We start from the raw sequence: 23205 nt of genomic DNA, 5'->3' as shown, positions 1-23205 counted from the left end.
GCCGTCCGGGGAGCGGGGCCACGCGACCGGAATCCCTTGTTCCGTGGGGCTGTGGTGGCGGGTGGGGCGAGGTTCGGGGCGAATCGGCAGGTCAGGGCCGCACGGGTTTTCCCGGCTCCGAATGGGTGCGTCCGGCAGGTATCCGCCGGACACCGCACCGGGGTACGAGACGCCATCACACAGATGATGGATCACGCATGGGCCGAATGATCCAGACGGAGTGGATCAAACATGCGGCGGGCCGGTTCAGGCCAGCGCGACCAGGTCCTGGTAGTCCGCGCCCCACAGGTCCTCGACACCGTCCGGCAGCAGGATGATGCGCTCCGGCTGGAGGGCCTCGACGGCTCCCTCGTCGTGCGTCACGAGGACGACGGCGCCCTTGTACGTGCGCAGCGCGCCGAGGATCTCCTCGCGGCTGGCCGGGTCGAGGTTGTTCGTCGGCTCGTCCAGGAGCAGCACGTTGGCGGAGGAGACCACCAGGGTCGCCAGCGCGAGCCGGGTCTTCTCGCCACCGGAGAGGACCCCGGCGGGCTTGTCGACGTCGTCGCCGGAGAAGAGGAAGGAGCCGAGGGTCTTGCGGACGTCGACGAGGTCGAGATCGGGCGCCGCGGAGCGCATGTTCTCCAGGACGGTGCGGTCCGGGTCCAGGGTCTCGTGCTCCTGGGCGTAGTAGCCGAGCTTGAGGCCGTGACCCTGGATGATCTGGCCAGTGTCGGGCTCCTCGGCGCCGCCGAGGAGCCGGAGCAGGGTGGTCTTGCCCGCGCCGTTGAGGCCGAGGATGACGACCCGGGAGCCCTTGTCGATGGCGAGGTCGACGTCGGTGAAGATTTCGAGCGAGCCGTAGGACTTGGAGAGGCCCTCCGCCATCAGGGGGGTCTTCCCGCACGGCGCGGGCTCGGGGAAGCGCAGCTTGGCGACCTTGTCGGCGACGCGGACCGCCTCCAGGCCGGAGAGCAGCCGCTCGGCGCGCTTGGCCATGTTCTGCGCGGCGACGGTCTTGGTGGCCTTGGCGCGCATCTTGTCGGCCTGCGAGTTGAGGGCCGCGGCCTTCTTCTCGGCGTTCTGCCGTTCGCGCTTGCGGCGCTTCTCGTCGGCCTCGCGCTGCTGCTGGTAGAGCTTCCAGCCCATGTTGTAGACGTCGATCTGCGAGCGGTTGGCGTCGAGGTAGAAGACCTTGTTGACGACCGTCTCGACGAGCTCGACGTCGTGGGAGATCACGATGAAGCCGCCGCGGTAGGTCTTGAGGTACTCGCGCAGCCAGACGATCGAGTCGGCGTCGAGGTGGTTCGTCGGCTCGTCGAGCAGCAGGATGTCGGCGTCCGAGAACAGGATGCGGGCCAGCTCGACGCGGCGGCGCTGACCGCCGGAGAGCGTATGGAGCGGCTGGCCGAGCACCCGGTCGGGCAGGCTGAGCGCGGCGGCGATGGTGGCGGCCTCGGCCTCGGCGGCGTATCCGCCCTTGGTGAGGAACTCCGTCTCCAGGCGCTCGTACTTCTTCATCGCCTTCTCGCGGGTGGCGCCCTTGCCGTTCGCCATCCGGTCCTCGTTCTCCCGCATCCTGCGCAGGATCGCGTCGAGGCCGCGGGCGGAGAGGATGCGGTCGCGGGCGAGTACGTCGAGGTCGCCGGTGCGGGGGTCCTGCGGGAGGTAGCCCACCTCGCCGGAGCGGGTGATGGCGCCGCCGGCCGGGCTGCCCTCACCGGCGAGGCACTTGGTGAGGGTGGTCTTGCCTGCTCCGTTGCGGCCGACGAGGCCGATGCGGTCACCCTTGGCGATACGGAAGGAGGCGGACTCGATGAGAACTCGGGCACCGGCGCGCAGCTCGATGCCGGAAGCGGTGATCACGGTAAAACTCCGGGGCGGTAGGACGGCGGACGGGGCGACTACAGAGATTCGACTCGACGCCGTCACTCATGCACAAGGAGAATTGCCATACGGGCCATTCTACTGGGGTGTGCAACTGCTTTTCCGCCCGCACCCGTGGCCCTCGCCGCGCCCCGCCCGGTGTCGCCGCCCCGCTCCACCGCGCGACGGAAAAGGGCGTCACCGGGTGAACCGCCCGATACTCGACGGAGGCGGCGAGGCCGGAGCGGAGGGCGGCGCCCATGCAGTTCGACGACGACGCCGGTCTGGACACGTCCGAGGTCCAGGACGGGCGCGGCCGTCGCATCCCGGGCGGGCGGGGCCACCGTGGGCGGCGGCATCGTCGGACACCACGTGCAGGACCTGATGGGGACGCTGGAGCGGTCGCAGGACGGGCGGACCGGCGCGGACAGCAACGCGGTCGGCGTCGAGCTGCAGGCGGACTGCTACGCCGGGGTCTGGGCGCACCACGCGACGACCACCCCGGACGAGTCGACCGGGCGGCCGTTGATCACCTCGCTGACGCGGGCGGACGTCCGGGACGGGTTCGACGCGGCGGCCGCGGTCGGCGACGACCGGATCCAGGAGAAGTTCCAGGGCCGGGTCACGCCGGAGTCCTGGACGCACGGCTCGGCGGCGCAGCGGCAGCAGTGGTTCACCACCGGCTTCCGCAGCGGCGACATGGCCGCCTGCGACACCTTCCGCTGAGCACCGGCGGGGCCGTTGCCGGTGGCCGGGCCGTTGTCGGTGGTCGATGGAAGACTGAGACGCAGATCACAGAAATCGGGGCAGGGCGGCACGGAAAGGGGTGAACGTCATGGCAGGCGCACCGGCCGGCGTTCCGACGATCTATCCGGCGATTCTGTACGACGACGCGAGAGCGGCGATCAGAACGCTGACGGAGGGGCTCGGCTTCACCGAGGAGGCGGTGTACGAGGGCGCGGGCGGTCAGGTCCTCCACGCCGAACTGTCCTGCGGGAACGGCAGGGTGATGCTGGGGTCCAAGGGCCGCGCGGGCGTCTTCGCCGAGGCGATGCGGGACTCGGGCCCCGTCGGGGTCTACGTCGTGGTGGACGAGGTCGACGCGCACCACGCACGGGCCGTGGAGCACGGGGTGGAGATCCTGATGCCGCCCACCGACCAGGACTACGGCTCGCGCGACTACACGGCGCGGGACGCCGAGGGCAATGTGTGGACCTTCGGGACGTACGCGCCGGGGTCGGCGGACTGATCCCCGGACCGCCCCGGGCGGGCGAACGGAACCGGGGCCGGGGTTTTTGAAGACGGGGCGGCCCGCCCGTGCTCCACGGGCCGGGCGCGGCACACCGGGGTCACGCGCCCCCGGTGTGCACCTGGAACGCAGCCCGGCGCACCGCCTTGGCCAGTGCGGGGTCGGGGTGCGCGGCGGCCAGCGCCACCAGCACCTGCACGGTGCGCGGATGGCCGACGGCCCGCACCTCGTCCAGCAGCGCCGGGACCGTGCCCTGGACGGCCGAGTCGAGGTGACGGACCAGCAGCCCGGTCTCGCCGTGGTCGGCGACGGCCGCCGCGGTGTCGACCCAGAGCCAGGTGGCCTCCTCCCGGCTGAGGACGTCCTGGGCGTCCTCGGGGTCGGCCCCGTCGTACTCGGCCAGCCAGAGCAGCGCGTAGGGGCGCAGCGAGGGGTCGGTAGCGACGGCGCGCACCTCGGGCTCGGCGGGGGCGCCGACGACCCGGAGCGCCTCGAAGGAGAGCCCGCGCAAAAGCGCGTCCTCGCCGCGGGCGACGGCGAGGAGTTCGGCGACGGCGCTGCCGACGGGGCGGGCGGCCAGCCAGGCGCGGTACTCGTCGCGGGCCGGGCCGGGGGTGAGCCGGGCGCAGCCGAGCAGCATGTCGGCGGCGGACTGCTCGATGTTCCCGGCCGGGCTCTGGGCCGCGACGCAGATCTGCTCCAGCTTGACCCAGACCGCCCAGTTGCCGAGCGGGGTGAGGGTGGCGTGTCCGGCGCCGAGGGTGAGGGCGCCGACGGCGGCCAGTCCCTCCAGGGCCCAGTCCAGCAGGGCGGCGGGGTCGGCGGGAGGGGCGGCCTCGGCCGGTACGGGCAGCGGCTGCGGCCCGTACGGCACCTCGCAGCGTTCCTCGCGGAGTTCCGCGACGCGCTGGCCGAGCAGGTCCAGCAGGGCGGGCACGGTGACCGGGCCCGCCGAGAGCTGGAGGAGGGAGAGCACCTGCGGCACGGCCTCGACGGCCTCGGCGACCGCGGTGGACTCGATGTCCTCGGGTGCCGGGTGGACGAGCGACCAGGCGTCGAACAGCGCCACCCAGCCGCGCAGGACGGCGGAGTCGTCGCGGTCCCAGGCGCGCAGCCGCCAGCCGGGGCGCGCGGTGTCGCCGTGCAGTTCGACGAGACCGGCGAGCCTGGCCCGGTCCCAGCCGGAACGGATCTGGGCCGGGGACAACTCCAGGGCCGCCGCGGCCCGTTCGAGGGCCTGGGCGGCGAGCGGTGGCGCGCCGGGAATCGCGCCGTCGGCCGCCCAGCGGGCGATCCGTACGGCATCGGCGAGAACCGTCCTGGCCTGGCGGGCCAGTTCGGACCGGGGCGGGGTGCCCTCCGGTGGTCGGGGGGCGGGCCTGGTGCGCCGGGTGGTCACTGCCTTGCGAGCGGTGGCAAGGGGTCGCGGGCGGACAAGTCGCAGCCTGGAGTCGCGCGGGGTACGGGACGTCACGGGAGCAGTCTTGCTCCTGACCGCCCGAAAGCCCAAACGGAGTCCGGATTCCCGGTGAAGGAGGTGACGGGCCGGATCGGGAACCAATCGGCCGATCCCGCGCATCGGGTCACATCAAGGGCGTCAGGAAACGGCGCAGCACCTCTTCGTAACGGTCCGGGTCGGCGTTCCACATCGCCGCGTGCGGGGCCTGCTCCACGGTGTGCAGGGCGATCAGGTCCGGGCGGCGGGCGGCGAGGTCGCGGGACGGCTGCCAGGGGGCCAGCCGGTCGTCCGGTCCGTGGAAGATCACGGTCGGGGCGCGCAGGGACGGGGCGAGGGCGCCGTCGAGGAGCCGGGCGCCGTGCAGTCCGGTCTGGCCCTGGGCGGCGCGGACGGCGAGCGGCAGCAGCGCGGCGGGGACCCCGCGGGCGGCGGCGAGGGAGCGCAGCGTGGTGGCCCAGTCCAGGACCGGGGAGTCGAGGACGAGTCCGCAGATCCGGTCGCGGAGCGCGGAGTTGACGGCCGCGTGCAGCGCCATGGAGGCGCCGGTGGACCAGCCGTGCAGGACGACCTTCTCGGCTCCGTACCGCACGGCGAAGCGGATCGCGGCGTCCAGGTCGCGCCACTCGGATTCGCCGAGATGGGCGAGGCCGTCGGGGGAACGGGGGGCTCCGGTGTCGCCGCGGTAGGCCAGGTCGAGGACGGGCAGACGCAGGTCGTGCAGGAATCCCATGAGGTTCATGGGGTGTTCCCTGGTGGTGCCGAGGCCGTGCACGGTGATGACCCAGGTGTCGCGGGGGCCCGGCAGGAACCAGGCGGGCAGGGCGCCGAGTTCGCCGGGGATCTCGACCTCCTCGTGGCCGAGGCCGAGGGCGGACCGGGGGTCGCCGCTGTGCAGTTGCGGGGTGATGCGGACCTTGTCGCCGGGTTCCAGGCTGCCCCGGCTGACGCGTTCCAGTCTGCGGACGACGGTGTCGGGGGCGTGGGGGGCGTTCTCGATCACCGGGCCGACGACGGCGTGGACGTCCTTGCTCATCAGGCCGTACGTGCCGGGGCGCAGCGCGGCGAAGGAGCGGGTCAGGGTGACCTGTCCGGCCGCCGTGGCGTGCACGGTGAGTCTGCGGTCGGCGGGCAGCGGCCGTCCGGACGGTGCCCTGAGGGCGGCGTCGCTGGCGTACCGGCCGGCCGCGACCGCTGCCGCACCGATGCCGAGGATGGTGGTGACGGCTGCTGCCGTAACTGTTGCCGGGCGCACCGCTTCAGTGTCGTGGGGCGCGCGGCGCCGTGCCAGCGGACGGGGCCGTCCGGGTCCGAGCGGGGCAGGTCCGGGCCTTCCGGGTCCGGGCGGGACGGACCCGGAAGGAATGGGTCCGGGCAGGGCGGGGCGGGCCCGGACGGGGCGGGCCGGGCGTGGTGGGTCAGGCCGGTTGTCCGTATCCCTTGAACGCCTCCTGGACGTCGCTCAGCTGGGCCGGGGAGAGCAGGTTCGGGGTGCGGCCGGGGACGGAGCTCGCGGCGAGCCAGAGCCGGCAGAGCCATTCCAGCTGGGCGGTGCGGTCGTACGCCTCGTCCAGGGTGGCCCCGTAGGTGACCGTGCCGTGGTTCTGGAGCAGGCAGCCCGTGCGGTCCCGCAGCGCGGTGAGCATGTTCGCGGCGAGTTCGTCGGTGCCGTAGCGGGCGTAGGCCGCGACCCGGACGGTCCCGCCGAGCATGGCGGCGGCGTAGTGGACCGGCGGGACCTCGGGGACCAGGGTGGAGACGGCCGTGGCGTGCACCGCGTGGGTGTGCACGACGGCGGACGCGTCGGTGTTCCGGTAGACCGCGAGGTGGAACGGGAGTTCGCTGGTCGGGGCCAGTTCGCCCAGGACGCGGTTGCCCGCCAGGTCGACACCGACGGCGTCCCGGGGGCCGAGCCGGTCGTACGGCACCCCGCTCGGTGTGACCAGGACCGTGTCGCCGACCCGGGCCGACACGTTTCCCGAGGTCCCGACGACGAGGCCCTCGGCCGCCGTCCTGCGGGCGGTGGCGACGACACCGTCCCAGGCCCGCCCGATCGCGTCCCGCTGCTGCTCGCTCATGCGCCGATCCTGTCAGCCCGGAGGGCGGAGGAACATGCGATCGGCCGGGACGGACGCGGCGGGGCCGGTCGATGGCCGGTTCCTTGTCCCCTGGGGCGGCGGGGCGCGGCCCGGGGACGGCCTCGTCGGAGCGACGGATTCCGGGCATGCGGGGAGCCGGTCCGCCGAGGGCCCGCGCGCACCGCCCCGCCGACCGCGAGGGCCTCCTCGCCGAAGCCGGAGGACCCCCTCGCCGGAGACAAACGGAATGATGCCGCTCCGCTTGGCAACACCACAGCGCCCTGTCCAGTTCACCTTCCGTTCACCCAGGTTGCCTACGGTCCACCTACCAATGACGTCGAACGATTGCCTGGGTAAATGGAACACATCACGCTGCTCCTCGCGATTGTGATCGTGACAGCTCTAGTGTTCGATTTCACGAACGGTTTCCACGACACCGCGAACGCGATGGCGACGACCATCTCGACCGGTGCTCTCAGACCGAAGACAGCGGTGGCCATGTCCGCCGTTCTCAACCTCGTCGGCGCGTTCCTGTCGGTGGAGGTCGCCAAGACGATCTCCGGCGGGATCATCAACGAGGACGGGCTGCGAACAGAAGTGATCTTCGCGGCACTCGTCGGCGCCATCCTGTGGAATCTGCTGACCTGGCTGGTCGGACTGCCGTCCAGCTCCTCGCACGCCCTGTTCGGCGGTCTGATCGGCGCGGCCGTCATGTCGGCCGGCTGGTCCTCCGTCAACGGCGGCACCGTCGTCACCAAGGTGCTGCTCCCCGCGGTCGCCGCCCCGATCGTCGCCGGGCTGGCCGCGCTGCTGGCCACCAGGCTGACGTACCGGATCGGCGGGAAGATCCGCAACGACGCCCAGGAGAAGGCCACCGCCAAGGGCTACCGCGCCGGTCAGATCGCCTCGGCCGGACTGGTCTCCCTCGCCCACGGCACCAACGACGCGCAGAAGACCATGGGCATCATCACCCTGGCCCTGGTCACCGGCGGCGTCCTGAACCCCGGCTCCAACCCGCCGGTCTGGGTGATCGTGTCCGCCGGCATGGCCATCGCCCTCGGCACCTACCTGGGCGGCTGGCGCATCATCCGCACCATGGGCAGCGGCCTCACCGACCTCAAGCCGCCGCAGGGCTTCGCCGCCCAGACCAGTGCGGCCACGGTCATCCTGGCCTCCTCGCACCTCGGCTTCTCCCTCTCCACCACCCAGTCCTGCTCCGGCGCCGTGATGGGCGCGGGCCTCGGCCGGCAGGGCGGTGTGGTCCGCTGGTCCACCGCCACCCGGATGTTCGTCGCCTGGGGCCTGACCCTCCCGGCCGCCGGTCTGGTCGGCGCGGGCGCGGAGCTCCTCACCAAGCAGGGCACCTGGGGTGTCGTGGTCGTCGCGGCGCTGCTGGTCGTGGGTTCCGGCTCGATCTGGCTGATCTCGCGCCGCAAGCCGGTCGGCCACGGCGACGTCGCCCCGTCGGACGCCGAGGTCGAGCCCGCGGGCGTGGTCACCACGGCCATCGCCGCCGTCAGCCCGCCGCCCACCCTGGCCCAGGCACCGGCCCAGAACCTCATGACCACCATTCCGGCCCCGGCCGGATCCACCCAGGACCCGGCGCGACCCGCCACCGTCTGAGCGGGCCCTCCAGGCCGGCCGTCTAAGGATTCAGCATGAAAATCGACTGGGCAGCCCTCGGTTCCGTGTTCGGCGTCTCCCTCGTGGTCACCGTCGCTCTGGTGGGCCTCTTCACCCTCGGCATCGTCGGCCTCTCCAAGCAGGCCGAACCGGCGGCCCAGGGCGGCTCCGGCGGCTCGCTGCTGCTGGCCCGCGCCGGGGCGTACGCCTGCTTCGCGCTGTGCGCGGCGGCGGTCGCGTACGGGATCTTCCTGATCGTCGCCTGAACCCGCACACCACGACGGGCCGGACACCTGCGAGGTGTCCGGCCCGTCGTGGTGTGCCCGGGGCGATGTGGGTCTCAGCACACTGCACCGCCGCAGGTCAACGGCAGGTTGACGGGCGTTCGGGGGGCGTGGTGGACTGCCGGAGCCAATCACGGCGACAGCAGAGGAAGCCGGTGCGAATCCGGCGCGGTCCCGCCACTGTCACCGGGGAGCGGTCCCCCACACCGGAAGTCACGGCGCGCGCGAGCGGGCTGGAAGGCCGGGGGAACCGCGGATCCGGGAGCCAGGAGACTCTCGTCGCCGGTCACGTCGAACCAGGGCGCGGACCCTGAGTGAGGACATATCGCCATGCCTGGCTGCCGTGCGTCCGTTGTCGTGGCGCTCTCGCCGAGAGCCGCCCGTACCGCGATCCTTCGAGGCACGACGGCCGGTTGAGCGTGCGAGCCGACCGCGTCTTCGCGTACGGCGCCGCCGCCGGTCTGCTCGGCGACCTGCTGCTCGGTGACCCCCGCAGGGGGCATCCGGTGGCCGTGTTCGGGCGGGCCGCGGCGGGTGTCGAGCGCCGTCTGTGGCACGACCACCGCGGGTGGGGCGCGCTGCACACCCTCGTCTGCGCCGGGGGCGCCGCGGGTGGTGCCGCGCTGGTCGCCCGCGCCCTGCGCGACCGCCCCGCCGCATCCGTCGTACTGACCGCCGCCACCACCTGGTCCGTCGTCGGCGGCACCTCCCTGGGACGCGAGGCGCGGGCCATCGGCGACGCCCTGGCGGCCGGTGACATCGAGCGGGCCCGCGAGCGGCTGCCGCATCTGTGCGGGCGCGACCCGCAGTCCCTCGACGGGCCGCAGATCGCCCGCGCCGTGGTGGAGTCCGTGGCCGAGAACACCTCGGACGCCGTGGTCGGCGCCCTGGTGTGGGGTGCGCTGGGCGGGGTGCCCGGACTGGCCGGTTTCCGGGCCGTCAACACCCTGGACGCCATGGTCGGCCACAAGTCGCCCCGGTACCGGCGCTACGGCTGGGCCTCGGCCCGTCTCGACGACCTCGCGGGCTGGCCCGGCGCCCGGCTCACCGCCCTGCTCGCCGTGGCCGCGGGAGGCCGGCCGGGCGCGGCGGCACGGGCCTGGCGGTCCGATGCCGACCGGCACCCGAGCCCCAACGCGGGCCCTGTGGAGGCCGCGTTCGCGGGCGCGCTCGGCGTACGGCTCGGCGGAACCCTCGCGTACGGCGGCCGGGTCGAGCACCGTCCCGTGCTCAACGGGGAGGCCGGGCGGGCGGTGGAGACCGCGGACATCGAGCGCGCGGTACGGCTGTCGCGCCGGGTGGGCGCGCTGGCCCTGGGCCTGTGCGTGGCGGGCCGGCTGGGCGTGTCGTTCGCCGCCCGGCGGATCGCGGGGCGGCGAACGGCCGGGACGGACACGGCAGGACCCCGCACGCCGGAGCCTCGCACCCCAGGACCTCGTACCCCAGGACGGAGAAACCCATGAGCGGCGGACTGCTGATCGCCGGAACCACCTCCGACGCGGGCAAGAGCGTCGTCACCGCGGGCATCTGCCGCTGGCTCGTGCGCCGGGGCGTGAAGGTGGCGCCCTTCAAGGCGCAGAACATGTCGCTGAACTCGTTCGTCACCCGCGAGGGCGCCGAGATCGGGCGCGCCCAGGCCATGCAGTCCCAGGCCGCCCGGGTGGAGCCGACCGCGCTGATGAACCCGGTCCTGCTCAAGCCGGGCAGCGACCGCTCCAGCCAGGTCGTCCTGATGGGGAAGCCGGTCGGCGAGATGAGCGCCCGCGGCTACCACGGTGGCCGGCAGCAGGCGCTGCTCTCCACGGTCGTGGACTGCCTGGAGCAGCTCCGGGGCACGTACGACGCGGTGATCTGCGAAGGGGCGGGCAGCCCGGCCGAGATCAATCTGCGGCGCACCGACATCGTGAACATGGGCGTCGCGCGGGCGGCGGGCTTCCCCGTGGTGGTGGTCGGCGACATCGACCGCGGCGGTGTCTTCGCCTCGTTCTTCGGCACGACGGCGCTGCTGGCCCCCGAGGACCAGTCGCTGATCGCGGGTTACCTGGTGAACAAGTTCCGCGGCGACGTGTCGCTGCTGGAGCCGGGCCTGGAGATGCTGCGGGACATCACCGGGCGGCGGACGTACGGGGTGCTGCCCTTCGCCCACGGCCTCGGCATCGACGAGGAGGACGGCCTGCGGGTCTCGCTGCGCGGCGCCGTGCGCGAGTCGGTCGTCGCCCCGCCGCACGGCGAGGACGTGCTGCGCGTCGCGGTGTGCGCGGTGCCCCTGATGTCGAACTTCACCGACGTGGACGCGCTGGCCGCCGAACCCGGCGTCGTCGTCCGGTTCGTGGACCGGGCCGAGGAGCTGTCCGACGCCGACCTCGTCGTGGTGCCGGGAACCCGCGGCACCGTGAAGGCGCTGGCCTGGCTGCGCGAACGCGGCCTCGCCGACGCGCTGGTGCGGCGCGCGGCCGAAGGGCTGCCGGTGCTCGGCATCTGCGGCGGCTTCCAGGTTCTCGGCGAGCGCATCGAGGACGAGGTGGAGTCCCGGGCGGGACGGGTCGAGGGCCTGGGACTGCTGCCCGTGCGCGTCCGCTTCGACCGCGAGAAGACCCTCGCCCGCCCCGTCGGCGAGGCGCTCGGCGCACCCGTCGAGGGGTACGAGATCCACCACGGCGTCGCGGACGTGCGCGGCGGGGAGGCGTTCCTGGACGGGTGCCGGGTCGGCGCCGTGTGGGGCACGCACTGGCACGGCTCGCTGGAGAGCGACGCGTTCCGCCGCCGTTTCCTGGCCGAGGTCGCGCGGGCCGCGGGCCGGCGTTTCGTCCCCGCCCCCGACACCGTCTTCGGCGCGCTGCGGGAGGAGCAGCTCGACCGTCTCGGCGACCTCGTCGAGGAGTACGCGGACACCGACGCGCTGCTGCGGCTCATCGAGTCGGGTGCGCCGTCGGGGCTGCCCTTCCTTCCTCCCGGCGCGCCCGCGGCACCCGGGGCGCGCACATGAACACCCCTTCGGGCACCGTGCCGGGAGCGTCCGGGGCGGGGCCGCTGCCGCCGGTCCGGGCCACCGCCCCGGCCCCCCGGACACCGGCGGGACCGCCACCCCCTCGTTCCCCCAAGGAGGCACCGTGAGTACGCCGTACCCCTTCACCGCCGTCGTCGGACAGGACGATCTCCGGCTCGGGCTGCTGCTGAACGCCGTATCGCCCGCCATCGGCGGGGTGCTGGTGCGGGGTGAGAAGGGCACCGCCAAGTCCACCGCCGTACGGGCGCTCGCCGCGCTCGTGCCGGACGTCCCCGTGGTCCCCGGGTGCCGTTTCTCGTGCGACCCGGCGTCGCCCGACCCGGCGTGTCCGGACGGGCCGCACGAGGCCGGGAACGGCGTGTCGCGGGGCGCCCGGATGGTGGAGCTGCCCGTCGGCGCGTCCGAGGACCGGCTGGTCGGGGCGCTCGACATCGAGCGGGCGCTCGCCGAGGGCGTCAAGGCGTTCGAGCCCGGTCTGCTGGCCGCCGCGAACCGGGGCATCCTGTACGTCGACGAGGTGAACCTGCTCCACGACCACCTGGTCGACGTCCTGCTCGACGCCGCCGCCATGGGTGCCTCGTACGTGGAGCGCGAGGGCGTCTCCGTACGGCATGCCGCGCGGTTCCTGCTCGTCGGCACGATGAACCCCGAGGAGGGCGAGCTGCGCCCGCAGTTGCTCGACCGGTTCGGGCTGACCGTCGAGGTCGCCGCGTCCCGCGAGACCGACCGACGGGTCGAGGTGGTGCGGCGGCGCCTGGCGTACGACGCCGACCCGGCGGGTTTCGCCGCCGAGTGGGCCGACGAGGAGGACGCCCTGCGGGCCCGGATCGCCGCCGCGCGGGCGCTGCTGCCCGAAGTGCGGCTCGGGGACGGGGCGTTGCGGCAGATCGCGGCGACGTGCGCGGCCTTCGAGGTCGACGGGATGCGTGCGGACATCGTCATGGCACGGACCGCCACCGCGCTGGCCGCGTGGGCGGGGCGCACGGACGTGCTGGCCGAGGACGTGCGGCAGGCCGCCCTGCTCGCGCTCCCCCACCGCCGCAGGCGCAACCCGTTCGACGCGCCGGGTCTGGACGAGGACAAGCTCGACGACACGCTGGAGCAGAACGGCGGCGGGGACGAGGACCCGGACCCGGACGGCCCCGGTGGTGGCGGCCGTCCCCCGCGCGACGGCGGCCCCGACGCGCCGCCGCAGCCCGAGGGCGAGGCCGCCGACACGCCCGCCCCGTCCGTACCCGAACAGGGCCGGGGGCAGGAGCAGGGCCGTCCCTCCGGGGGCGGGGAGCAGCAGCCGGTGGGCGCCACCGAGCCGTTCCGTACCCGGATGCTGAGCGTGCCCGGTCTGGGCGAGGGTGCGGCAGGAAGGCGGTCCCGGGCGCGTACCGAGCACGGGCGCACGACCGGTTCCCGGCAGCCGCGGGGCGCCCTGACCAAGCTTCATCTGACGGCGACCGTGCTGGCCGCCGCCCCGCACCAGCGGGCGCGCGGGCGGTCGGGGCCGGGGCTGGTGGTGCGGCGGGACGATCTGCGGCAGGCGACGCGGGAGGGGCGCGAGGGCAATCTCGTGCTCTTCGTGGTGGACGCCTCCGGGTCGATGGCCGCCCGGCAGCGGATGAGCGCGGTGAAGGGCGCGGTGCTCTCGCTGCTGCTGGACGCGTACCAGCGGCGGGACAAGGTCGGGCTGGTCACCTTCCGGGGCCGGGAGGCCGAGGTGGCGCTGCCGCCGACGTCTTCGGTGGACGCGGCGGCGGCACGGCTGGAGCTGCTGCCGACCGGGGGGCGCACCCCGGTCGCGGCCGGGCTGCTGAAGGCCCACGAGGTGCTGCGGGTGGAGCGGTTGCGCGATCCGTCGCGCCGGCCGCTGCTGGTCGTGGTGACCGACGGGCGGGCGACCGGGGGCCCCGACCCGGTGGCGCTGGCCTCGCGGGCGGCCCGGCTGCACGAGGCGCAGGGTGTCGCGTCCGTCGTCGTGGACTGCGAGTCGGGGCCGGTGCGGCTCGGTCTCGCGGGGGTCCTCGCGCGCGAGCTCGGGGGCACCGCGGTCACGCTCGACGAGCTGCGGGCCGACTCGATCGCCGGGCTCGTCAAGGACGTTCAGGAAACCAACAGGAGGGCTGCTTGATGCCGCAGGGACAACCGACCACCGTGCCCGACGACGGGCTCACCACCCGTCAGCGCCGCAACCGCCCGCTGCTGATGGTGCACACCGGCGTCGGCAAGGGGAAGTCGACGGCGGCCTTCGGGCTGGCGCTGCGCGCCTGGAACCAGGGCTGGCCGATCGGGGTGTTCCAGTTCGTCAAGTCGGCCAAGTGGAAGGTCGGCGAGGAGAACGCGCTGAAGGCCCTCGGGGCGAGCGGCGAGGGCGGGTCCGTCGTCTGGCACAAGATGGGCGAGGGCTGGTCGTGGGTGCAGCGCGACGGCCAGCTGGACAACGAGGAGGCGGCGCGCGAGGGCTGGGAGCAGGTCAAGCGCGACCTGGCCGCCGAGACGTACCGGCTGTACGTGCTCGACGAGTTCGCTTACCCGATGCACTGGGGCTGGGTCGACACCGCCGAGGTGGTCGAGGTGCTGCGGTCCCGTCCCGGTACGCAGCACGTGGTCGTCACCGGGCGCAACGCGCCGCAGGAGCTGCTGGACGCGGCGGACCTGGTGACCGAGATGTCGAAGGTCAAGCACCCGATGGACGCCGGTCAGAAGGGCCAGCGGGGCATCGAATGGTGAGGGGCCGGCAGTGAACATTCCTCGTCTGGTGATCGCCGCGCCCTCGTCGGGCAGCGGCAAGACCACCGTGGCCACGGGGCTGATGGCCGCCTTCGCCGGGCGGGGTCTCGCCGTGTCCGCGCACAAGGTCGGGCCCGACTACATCGATCCCGGCTACCACACGCTGGCCACGGGGCGGCCGGGGCGCAACCTGGACGCCTACATGTGCGGCCCCGACCGGATCGCGCCGCTGTTCGCGCACGGGGCGCGGGGCTGCGACCTGGCGGTGGTCGAGGGGGTGATGGGGCTGTACGACGGTGCGTCGGGGCAGGGCGAGCTGGCGTCGACCGCCCAGGTCGCCAAGCTCCTGCGGGCGCCCGTGGTGCTGGTCGTCGACGCGTCGTCGCAGTCGCGTTCCGTGGCCGCGCTGGTGCACGGTTTCGCCTCGTGGGACCCGCGGGTGCGGCTCGGCGGGGTGATCCTGAACAAGGTCGGCTCCCAGCGCCACGAGATGTTGTTGCGGGAGGCGCTGGAGGAGTCCGGCGTGCCGGTGCTGGGGGTGCTGCGGCGGGCCGGGCAGCTGGCCGTGCCCTCCCGCCATCTGGGTCTGGTCCCGGTGGCGGAGCGGCGGGGCGACGCGGTGGACGCGGTCGAGGCGATGCGGGCGCAGGTGGTGGCCGGGTGCGACCTGGACGCGCTGATGGCGCTGGCCGGGACCGCGCCGCCGGTGGGCGGCGAGGTGTGGGACGCGGTGGCGGAGGTGGCCGCCTGCGGGGGGGCCGTCGCGCCGCCCGCCGGGGACCGGGCGGGGCCGAGGAGGGTCGCCGTCGCCTCGGGTGCGGCCTTCACCTTCTCCTACGCCGAGCACACCGAACTGCTCACCGCCGCCGGGGCCGAGGTCGTGCCGTTCGACCCGCTGCGGGACGAGGCGCTGCCCGAGGGGACGCGGGGGCTGGTCATCGGCGGCGGGTTCCCCGAGGTGTACGCCTCGGAGCTGTCCGCCAACGCGGCGCTGCGCCGGTCGGTGGTCGAACTGGTGGCGTCCGGGGCGCCGGTGGCCGCCGAGTGCGCGGGGCTGCTGTATCTGGCGCGTTCGCTCGACGGGCTGCCGATGTGCGGGGTCCTCGACGCCGACGCGCGGATGTCCGAGCGGCTGACGCTCGGTTACCGGGAGGCGGTGGCGGTCTCCGACAGCGTGCTGGCCGCGCCCGGCACCCGGGTGCGCGGGCACGAGTTCCACCGGACCGTGCTGGAACCGGGTGCCGGGCCCGTTCCGGCGTGGGGCATGCACCAGCCCGAGCGGCGCGTCGAGGGTTTCGTGCGGCAGGGCGTGCACGCGAGCTATCTGCACACGCACTGGGCCTCGGTGCCCGGTACGGCCCGCCGGTTCGTCGAGCGGTGCGGAGGATGAACCACGGCCGGGGCGTGGGGTCGTGAGGCGTCCGGAGGCGGCGGGACATCCGGAAGCGGTGCGGCGGTCAGCCCGCGATGCCCACCACCAGCCAGATGAAGCCCACTCCGGCGACCGTGCACAGCAGTGTGGAGCGGGCCGGGTGCGCGTGGTGCGCCTCGGGCAGGATCTCGGCGGCGGCGAGGTAGAGCAGGGCGCCGCCGAAGAAGCCGAGATAGCAGCCGAGCAGTTGCTCCGGAAGGGTGAACACCAGGGTCGTCGCCGCGCCCACGAGCGGTGCCGCTGCGTCGGCGAACAGCATGATCAGGGCCTTGCGGCGGGCGTTCCCGTACAGGCTGGTGATCGTGTAGGTGTTGAAGCCGTCGGCGAAGTCGTGCGTGATCACGGCGAGGGCGACGGCGGCGCCCATGCCCGCGCCCACCTGGAAGGCGGCGCCGAGCGCGATGCCGTCCATCAGGCTGTGGCCGACCATCGCCGCCGCCGCGGTGAGTCCGACCTGCGGCACCCGCTCCTCGCCCGCGCCGTGTGCCGCCCGGCGCACGGCCAGCAGCCGTTCCACGAGGTGGGCGACGAGGAAGCCGGTCACGAACAGCAGGAGGGCCGCCGGGACGCCGAAGACGGGTTCGCCCGCGGCCCCGATCGCCTCCGGCAGCAGGTCCAGGCCGACCACGCCGAGCATCAGTCCGCCGGCGAAGCCGAGCACCAGGTGGCGGCGGTCGGTGACGCGTTGGGCGACCCAGCCGCCCACCAGGGTCATCAGGAACGCGCCGAGCGCGACGAACACCGCCATGCGCTCTTGCTAGCCGATCGGCCCCGGTCCGCGCATCCCGGCCGTCCCTCCCCCGTTTCCCGCGTTTCCCGGCGGGAGCCCGCCCTCCCGGAAGGAGCCCGTCCTGTGCCCGGGACCGGAACGGAAGCCCGGACGACGGCCACGCGGCCGGATGCGCGGGCGGATGCGCGGCTCGTCGTGGGAGTCGGCGCGTCCCGGGGCGTGCCGGCCGACGAGGTCCTGGATCTGGTCCGGGAGGCCCTGCGCGGGGCCGGGCTCTCGCCGTCGGACGTCGTGGAGCTGGCGACCGTGGACGCGAAGGCGGACGAGCCGGGGATCGTGGAGGCGGCCGTACGGCTCGGCGTGCCGCTGCGGATTTACCCGGCCGACGAGTTGGCCCGGGTCGTGGTCCCCGGTCCGTCCGGCGCACCACTGGCCGCCGTCGGGACGCCGTCCGTGGCGGAGGCCGCCGCGCTCGTCACGGGGGGCGAGCTCCTCGTGCCGAAGCGGAAGTCGGCGCCCGCGGGGCGGGCGGCGATGGCGACCTGCGCGGTGGCGCGCCGCGGTCCGGCCCGTCCGGCCGGCGACGCCGAGGAGTTACGGGGCGGCGCGACCGGCCCCTGAAAACCTCGGCCGTACGCAGCCGGTCCCGCTCACGCAGCCGGTGCACCCGCGGTGCCGGTGTGACGTGTGACCCCGACCGTTGCGTGAAGCCGGGTGCCGGGCGCATAGTCGTTCTGCCGTACTCCCTTTCCACCGGAACCCCGTTCGAGGACGGCGTGGGGCCACCATCCCGGCCGCACTTCCCTCCCGACGACTCCGGCCGTCACCACCATCCCCCACGGCGGTCATGCACACTCCCACTGAAAGTCCCGACGCGGCAGGCGCGGGCGCGCACGATCTGCGGCACCACGGTGACCTGGAAGTCCGGGGACGGGGCCGGGATCTGACCGATCTCGCCGTCAACGTACGGGCCGGCACTCCCCCGGCCTGGCTGAAGGCCCGGATAGCCGCGTCGCTGGACGCGCTCGCCGCCTACCCGGACGGCCGCGCGGCGCGGGCGGCGGTGGCGGCCCGGCACGGACTGCCCGTGGAGCGGGTGTTGCTGACGGCGGGTGCGGCGGAGGCGTTCGTCCTGATCGCACGGGCCCTGCCGGCCCGCCGTCCGGTCGTGGTCCATCCTCAGTTCACCGAGCCGGAGGCGGCACTGCGCGCGGCCGGGCACGAGGTGGGGCGGGTGCTGCTGCGGGCCGAGGACGGTTTCCGGCTGGACCCGTCGGCCGTGCCCGAGGACGCGGATCTGGTGGTGATCGGCAATCCGACCAACCCCACCTCGGTGCTGCATCCGGCGGCCGTCGTCGAGCGACTGGCCCGTCCCGGGCGGACGTTGGTGGTCGACGAGGCGTTCATGGACGCGGTGCCGGGCGAGCGCGAGGCGCTGTGCGGGCGCACGGACGTCCCGGGCCTCGTGGTGCTGCGGAGCCTCACCAAGACCTGGGGGCTCGCGGGGCTGCGGATCGGGTACGTGCTGGCCGCCCCCGAGACCGTTCGCGCCCTGGAGGAGGCCCAGCCGCTGTGGCCGGTGTCGTCCCCGGCGCTGGCGGCGGCCGAGGCGTGCGTGGAGCCGCGGGCCCTGGCGGAGGCGGCCTGCGCCGCGGAGCGGATCGCGGTGGACCGGGCCCATCTCGTCGCGGGTCTCCGGGAGTTCACCGAGGCGCGGGTCATGGAACCGGCCGAGGGACCGTTCGTCCTGGTGCGGCTGGACCGGGCCGTCGAGGTCCGGGAGCGGTTGCGGGGACTGGGGTTCGCGGCGCGGCGTGGTGACACGTTTCCCGGGCTCGGCCCCGACTGGCTGCGGCTGGCGGTGCGCGACCGGGTCACGACCAATCGTTTCCTCCAGGCGTTCGACCAGGCGTTGCAGTCGCTGGGCTCGCCCGTCCACTGACGGGACGCCCCGCCGGGCGGGGCATATTCGCGGGAAGCGGTGTCCCGTACCCGGCCCCATGGCTCGTACGCGTCCGCGGGGAGCGGCGTCCGCACGACGGGACACCGCTCCCCGCTCCCTCCCCCGGCGCCGGTGCGGGACCGGCTCCGGGCGCCCCGGGTCTTGGCAGGGTCAGCTCCGGGCGCGGCGCCTGGCCAGGACCGTCGCCCCCGCGCCCGCCGCGAGCAGCACGGCCGCGCCGCCCGCGATGTACGGCGTCGTGGAGCTGCTGCCGGTCTCCGCGAGGTCCCCGCCGGTGGCCGGTTCACGGCCGGTGCCGGTCTGGGGCTTCACGTCGCCGCCGGTGGTGCCGCTCGTGGTGCCGGTCGTGCTCCCGCCGCTGCCGGAGGCGCCCCCGTCGTCGGAGCCGCCGCTGCCGCTGGAACCCCCGTTGCTCGTACCGCCGTTGTCGGAACCGCCACCGCTCGTGCCGCCGTCGGTGGAACCACCGCCGTTCGAACCGCCGCTGTCCGAACCGCCGTTGCCGGAGCCCCCGTTGTCGGAGCCCCCGTTGCTCGTGCCGCCGTTGCTCGTGCCCCCGTTGCTGCCGCCCGGGTCGGTGGTGTGCGGCGTCCGGCAGGTCGCCTCGACGAGCGTGACCTCGCCCTGCACGTCGGCGACGTTCAGTTTGAGCGGGTTGACGGAGACCTTCAGCCGCAGGGCGGTCGCCGCGGCGGTGTTCGAGGTGGTGCTGGTCCGCGACAGGTCCAGGGTCACGTCCCCGACGCCCGGGACCTCGACCCGGGTGGTGCCGCTCGCGGTGAGCTCGATGCGCTTGCCGAGCACCGACACGTGCCCCAGGACGTTCGACTCGGCGACCGGCTTGCGGCCCGCCTCGCAGACCGCCCTGGACGTGACCTTCTCGACCTCGACGAGCGACAGCGCCGGCAGGCCCGGCACGTGGACCCGGGCCTTCGCCACATTGCTGTAGCCCTCGGCCCGGCGCTTGTCGACGGTCGCCCGCGAGGTGGCCACGTCGGCGCTGAGCACGCTGACCGGCCGGCCGCCCTCCACTCCGTCGAGCCGCACGCTCAGCGCGGTCTTCCCGGCGCTGGCGGGCGCCTGCACCTCGTTGAGCGTGGCCCTGAGCGGCACGTCGATCGTCTTGTTCAGGAGCGAGACGTCGAGTGCGGTACGGAGCACGACCGCGCTCGCCTTCCCGTCACCGGTGGTCCTGGTGGCCGCGCCACCGGCGTGCGCCGGGGCGGCGACCAGCAGGGCGACGGGAGCGGCGGCGACCGCCAGGGCGGCCAGGCGGAAGGTGTTGCTGTTCAAGATGGTGGAACCCCCACAAGAGACATGGAGCCACCGGTGCCCTCCAATGGGGGACATCGAGAGCTCCGGTGGCCTCGACCCCGAAAGCTTTACGCACGAAGAGTGAACTTGCGGATACCTGAAGCGAGTTCACCCCAAAGGGGGGTTTCCGTGCCTGTATTCGAATATCTCGGTACGTTCGCTCTCCTCGCATCACCCGTTCCGCCGAGCGCGAACGGCATCGGGGCCGACCGCTCCGGAGCGCGCGCAGAAGTGTTTCAACGATCCGGTGGAACGTCGGTAACTGCCCGTCAACACGGCGCGCCCCGGCCGGCGGGGCACCGCCTCAGCCGATGATCCGCCCGTTGAGCACCACCCGTCGCGGCGCCGCCAGCACCCGCACGTCCGCCCGCGGGTCCTCGTCGTACACCACCAGGTCCGCCGGAGCGCCCTCCTCCAGCGCCGGCCGTCCCAGCCACTGCCGCGCGCCCCAGGTCGTCGCGGACAGCGCGTCCAGGGCCGGAATGCCGGCCTTCACCAGCTCGGCGACCTCGTCGGCCACCAGGCCGTGGGCGAGCACACCGCCCGCGTCGGTGCCGACGAAGACCGGGATGCCCGCGTCGTACGCGGCGCGCACCGTGTCGTGACGCCGCTCGTGCAGCCGCCGCATGTGGTCCGCCCAGCGGGGGAACTTGGCCTCGCCGCCCGCCGCGAGCGAGGGGAACGTGGCGATGTTGACCAGGGTGGGGACGATCGCCACCCCGCGCTCGGCGAAGAGCGGAATGGTGTCCTCGGTGAGCCCGGTGGCGTGCTCGATGCAGTCGATCCCGGCCTCGACGAGATCGCGCAGCGAGTCCTCGGCGAAGCAGTGCGCGGTGACCCGGGCGCCGAGCCGGTGCGCCTCGGCGATGGCCGCCCCGACCGCCTCGCGCGGCCAGAGGGCGGTCAGGTCCCCCACCTCCCGGTCGATCCAGTCGCCGACGAGCTTCACCCAGCCGTCGCCGCGGCGCGCCTCCTGCGCGACGTGGGCGACCAGTTCGTCCGGCTCGATCTCGTGGGCGTAGTTCCGGGTGTACCGGCGGGGCCTGGCGATGTGCCGCCCGGCCCTGATGATCTTCGGCAGGTCCTCGCGGTCGTCGATCCACCGGGTGTCGGCCGGTGAGCCCGCGTCCCGCAGCAGCAGCGCGCCCGCCTCCCGGTCGGCGAGGGCCTGCTTCTCACTGATCGCCGCGTCCACGGCGCCGTGGTGGTCGAGCCCGACGTGACAGTGGGCGTCGACCAGGCCCGGCAGCACCCAGCCGGTGACGGTCACCGCCCCGTCCGCACCGGCCGGCCTCCCGTAGGAGATCCGCCCGTCGACCACCCAGAGCTCGTCCCGCACCTCCTCGGGCCCGACGAGCACCCGCCCCTTCACGTGCAGCACCTGCGATGCCTTGTGATCACTCATGGGCAGCACTGTACGAGGCGGTGCGCGGGGCCCTGGGTACGCTTCGACGGAAGCACCGCCCGTACGCCGCAGCCGCGCACCGGCCCGACCCGATCCGAAGAGAGCACCACCGTGACGCACCCCTTCCTCGACCTCGCCCCGCTCACCGCCGCGCGCTTCGCGGCCATCGAGCAGCGGGTGGCCGGCCTCCTCGCCACCGAGCAGGACGTCGTCATCATGCAGGGCGAGGCGCTGCTCCCCCTCGAAGGCTGTATCCGGGGCGCCGCCCGGCCCGGCTCGACCGCGCTGAACGTCGTCACCGGGCCGTACGGGCAGACCTTCGGGAACTGGCTGCGGGACTGCGGCGCCGAGGTGATCGACCTGGCGGTCCCCTTCCACACCGCGGTCACCGCCGACCAGGTCGCACGGGCGCTGGACGAGCACCCGGAGATCGACTTCGTCTCCCTGGTCCACGCGGAGGCGGCGACCGGCAACACCAACCCGGTCGCCGGGATCGGCGAGGTGGTCCGGGCGCACGGGGCGCTGTTCATGCTGGACGCCGTCGCGTCGGTGGGCGCCGAGCCGCTGCTGCCGGACGCGTGGGGCGTCGACCTGTGCGTGATCGGGGCGCAGAAGGCGATGGGCGGGCCGGCCGGGGTGTCCGCGGTGTCGGTGAGCGACCGGGCCTGGGAGCGGATCGCCGCCAACCCCCGGGCCCCGCGCCGCTCGTACCTCTCCCTGCTGGACTGGAAGGAGCGCTGGATCGACGGCGGCCGCAAGGCGCTGCTGCACGCCCCCGCCCAGCTGGAGATGCTGGCGCTCGAAGCCTGTGTGGAGCGGATCGAGGCCGAGGGCCTGACCACGCTGATGGCCCGCCACACCGCCGCCGCGGCGGCGACCCGGGCGGGTGCGGTGGCGCTCGGCGGCGGGCTGTCGCCGTACGTGCACGAGGCCGCGGAGGCGGCGCCGGTCGCCACGACGCTGCGTGCCCCCGAGGGCGTCGACGCCGCGGAGCTGGTCGCGCGGGCGCTCGCGGCCGACCCCTCGCTGCCGCTGATCGCGGGCGGGGGCGCGCTGTCCAAGGAGATGATCCGGGTCAATCACTACGGCGTGGATGCGACGCGGGGCGCGGTGCTCTCCTCGCTCGCGGCTCTGGGGGCGGCGCTGGCCGATGCGGGCCGGCAGGTCGACTTCGAAGCTGCCCACAAGGCCGTTTCGGAAACCTGGCCGAGCGAATAAATTCGGGCCGGTGCCCAGCTATTCCACAAATGCGGGGAGCTGCTTTATCCAGGGCAGCTCCCCGCATTCTTCTGCCCGGTTTCCCCGACCCTAAACACCCGAGTTTCCGGAGCCCAGGAACGGGTCCGGACCACACAATTCCGCTGCGGCGCCCGGGAGTTACAACCATGTGACCTACTCCACAGCGCGACCGTTATGCCTGATAAATAGCGCCCAAACCATAATAAAGTGCAGCCGGGTCGCGCCGGGGCACGCGCCCGCGTGATAACACAAACGACCATCCCGCCCAACCCTTTACGTCGATGCAATCCGGGAATTTGCTGGGTAAATTGAATTCACATGACCGCCGCACCAGCAGATTTTGCACGTGCCCGAAGCGAATTCATCACCATCGACACCCCACGAGTGGAGGACGGGGCCGCGATCTGGCGCATCGCCCGCGACTCCGAGGTCCTGGACCTCAACTCCTCGTACAGCTACCTGCTGTGGTGCCGTGACTTCGCGGCGACCTCCGTGGTCGCCCGCGACGAGACCGGCGGGCCCGTCGCCTTCGTGACGGGGTACCTCCGGCCGGACCGTCCCGGGACGCTCGTCGTCTGGCAGGTGGCCGTCGACCACGGCCACCGCGGGAAGGGACTGGCGGGAAAGCTGCTGGACGCGTTGACCTACCGGGTCGCCGCCGGGCAGCCGCTGGCATCGGTCGAGACGACCGTCACCCCGGACAACACCGCGTCGGACCGGCTGTTCACCTCCTACGCGCAGCGTCACGACGTGTCCCTGGAGCGCGAGGTGCTCTTCGACGGCGGACTGTTTCCCGAGGGAACGCACCTGCCCGAAGTCCTGTACCGCATCGGCCCGTTCCACACCTGAGCACCCTCGC

At 73.8% G+C, this 23205-nt stretch carries 17 protein-coding genes, 2 pseudogenes and 1 riboswitch; of the genes and pseudogenes, 12 read left to right on the top strand and 7 right to left on the bottom strand.

Translation table 11 applies throughout. The features are described 5' to 3' along the window. Positions 1-246: 246 nt before the first annotated feature. Positions 247-1845 (bottom strand): ABC-F family ATP-binding cassette domain-containing protein, encoded by a 1599-nt coding sequence (locus ACWCXX_RS11895; protein WP_451126183.1) that lies wholly within the window; start codon positions 1843-1845, stop codon positions 247-249. Between the two features lie 363 nt (positions 1846-2208). Between ACWCXX_RS11895 and ACWCXX_RS11890 the strand changes: the two are divergent. Then, positions 2209-2571 (top strand): annotated as a pseudogene (locus tag ACWCXX_RS11890) (neutral zinc metallopeptidase); the annotation flags it as partial. A 109-nt stretch (positions 2572-2680) separates the two neighbouring features. Next, complete coding sequence (locus ACWCXX_RS11885; protein ID WP_148834025.1) at positions 2681-3094, top strand: VOC family protein; 414 nt, start codon at positions 2681-2683, stop codon at positions 3092-3094. Between the two features lie 100 nt (positions 3095-3194). Here ACWCXX_RS11885 and ACWCXX_RS11880 read toward each other — a convergent pair whose 3' ends face one another. The 3 genes from ACWCXX_RS11880 to ACWCXX_RS11870 all read right to left on the bottom strand — a co-directional run bounded on the left by ACWCXX_RS11880 (position 3195) and on the right by ACWCXX_RS11870 (position 6628). Continuing rightward, positions 3195-4493: a hypothetical protein gene (locus tag ACWCXX_RS11880; RefSeq protein WP_451126238.1), complete on the bottom strand. Its 1299-nt coding sequence runs from the start codon at positions 4491-4493 to the stop codon at positions 3195-3197. 184 nt (positions 4494-4677) lie between these two features. Further along, positions 4678-5805, bottom strand: a complete 1128-nt coding sequence (locus ACWCXX_RS11875) for an alpha/beta hydrolase (protein ID WP_451126182.1) — start codon at positions 5803-5805, stop codon at positions 4678-4680. 163 nt (positions 5806-5968) lie between these two features. After that, positions 5969-6628 (bottom strand): class II aldolase/adducin family protein, encoded by a 660-nt coding sequence (locus tag ACWCXX_RS11870; RefSeq protein WP_451126181.1) that lies wholly within the window; start codon positions 6626-6628, stop codon positions 5969-5971. Positions 6629-6985: 357 nt separating this feature from the next. On the opposite strand from ACWCXX_RS11870, the gene ACWCXX_RS11865 reads away from it, so the two are divergent. The 7 genes from ACWCXX_RS11865 (at position 6986) to ACWCXX_RS11835 (ending at position 15653) form a co-directional block, all read left to right on the top strand. Continuing rightward, positions 6986-8251 (top strand): anion permease, encoded by a 1266-nt coding sequence (locus ACWCXX_RS11865; RefSeq protein WP_451126180.1) that lies wholly within the window; start codon positions 6986-6988, stop codon positions 8249-8251. 35 nt (positions 8252-8286) lie between these two features. Further along, positions 8287-8517, top strand: coding sequence for a hypothetical protein (locus tag ACWCXX_RS11860; protein ID WP_451126179.1), 231 nt, complete (start codon positions 8287-8289; stop codon positions 8515-8517). A 164-nt stretch (positions 8518-8681) separates the two neighbouring features. Continuing rightward, a riboswitch (cobalamin riboswitch) is annotated at positions 8682-8810 on the top strand. Between the two features lie 144 nt (positions 8811-8954). Beyond that, positions 8955-9998 (top strand): cobalamin biosynthesis protein, encoded by a 1044-nt coding sequence (locus ACWCXX_RS11855; RefSeq protein ID WP_451126237.1) that lies wholly within the window; start codon positions 8955-8957, stop codon positions 9996-9998. Next, positions 9995-11521, top strand: coding sequence for a cobyric acid synthase (locus tag ACWCXX_RS11850; RefSeq protein ID WP_451126178.1), 1527 nt, complete (start codon positions 9995-9997; stop codon positions 11519-11521). The genes ACWCXX_RS11855 and ACWCXX_RS11850 overlap by 4 nt, the downstream gene beginning before the upstream one ends. Before the next feature lie 124 nt (positions 11522-11645). Continuing rightward, positions 11646-13664, top strand: coding sequence for a putative cobaltochelatase (locus ACWCXX_RS11845; RefSeq protein WP_451126177.1), 2019 nt, complete (start codon positions 11646-11648; stop codon positions 13662-13664). Further along, the gene (gene cobO, locus ACWCXX_RS11840) at positions 13664-14263 is read left to right on the top strand and encodes a cob(I)yrinic acid a,c-diamide adenosyltransferase (RefSeq protein WP_451126176.1); all 600 of its coding nucleotides are present in this window, start codon (positions 13664-13666) and stop codon (positions 14261-14263) included. The genes ACWCXX_RS11845 and cobO overlap by 1 nt, the downstream gene beginning before the upstream one ends. A gap of 10 nt (positions 14264-14273) precedes the next feature. Then, positions 14274-15653, top strand: a complete 1380-nt coding sequence (locus ACWCXX_RS11835; protein ID WP_451126175.1) for a cobyrinate a,c-diamide synthase — start codon at positions 14274-14276, stop codon at positions 15651-15653. A 67-nt stretch (positions 15654-15720) separates the two neighbouring features. On the opposite strand, the gene ACWCXX_RS11830 is transcribed toward ACWCXX_RS11835, so the two are convergent. Further along, the gene (locus ACWCXX_RS11830) at positions 15721-16443 is read right to left on the bottom strand and encodes a ZIP family metal transporter (protein ID WP_451126174.1); all 723 of its coding nucleotides are present in this window, start codon (positions 16441-16443) and stop codon (positions 15721-15723) included. A 177-nt stretch (positions 16444-16620) separates the two neighbouring features. On the opposite strand from ACWCXX_RS11830, the pseudogene cobC reads away from it, so the two are divergent. Next, positions 16621-18367 (top strand): annotated as a pseudogene (gene cobC, locus ACWCXX_RS11825) (Rv2231c family pyridoxal phosphate-dependent protein CobC). Between the two features lie 171 nt (positions 18368-18538). Here cobC and ACWCXX_RS11820 read toward each other — a convergent pair. Together ACWCXX_RS11820 and ACWCXX_RS11815 are read right to left on the bottom strand one after the other, a co-directional pair. Beyond that, complete coding sequence (locus ACWCXX_RS11820) at positions 18539-19681, bottom strand: SCO1860 family LAETG-anchored protein (RefSeq protein ID WP_451126173.1); 1143 nt, start codon at positions 19679-19681, stop codon at positions 18539-18541. Positions 19682-20006: 325 nt separating this feature from the next. Beyond that, on the bottom strand, positions 20007-21107 hold the full coding sequence (locus tag ACWCXX_RS11815) for an amidohydrolase family protein (RefSeq protein ID WP_451126172.1): 1101 nt from the start codon (positions 21105-21107) through the stop codon (positions 20007-20009). Between the two features lie 111 nt (positions 21108-21218). On the opposite strand from ACWCXX_RS11815, the gene ACWCXX_RS11810 reads away from it, so the two are divergent. Both ACWCXX_RS11810 and ectA read left to right on the top strand, forming a co-directional pair. Beyond that, a complete protein-coding gene (locus tag ACWCXX_RS11810; RefSeq protein ID WP_451126171.1) occupies positions 21219-22325 on the top strand; it encodes a pyridoxal-phosphate-dependent aminotransferase family protein in 1107 nt (368 codons plus the stop codon). 339 nt (positions 22326-22664) lie between these two features. After that, the gene (gene ectA, locus ACWCXX_RS11805; protein WP_451126170.1) at positions 22665-23195 is read left to right on the top strand and encodes a diaminobutyrate acetyltransferase; all 531 of its coding nucleotides are present in this window, start codon (positions 22665-22667) and stop codon (positions 23193-23195) included. Positions 23196-23205: the final 10 nt, after the last annotated feature.

It is taken from the genome of Streptomyces sp. NPDC001732 (assembly GCF_053596315.1).
This window is presented reverse-complemented; position numbering and strand designations above follow the sequence as displayed.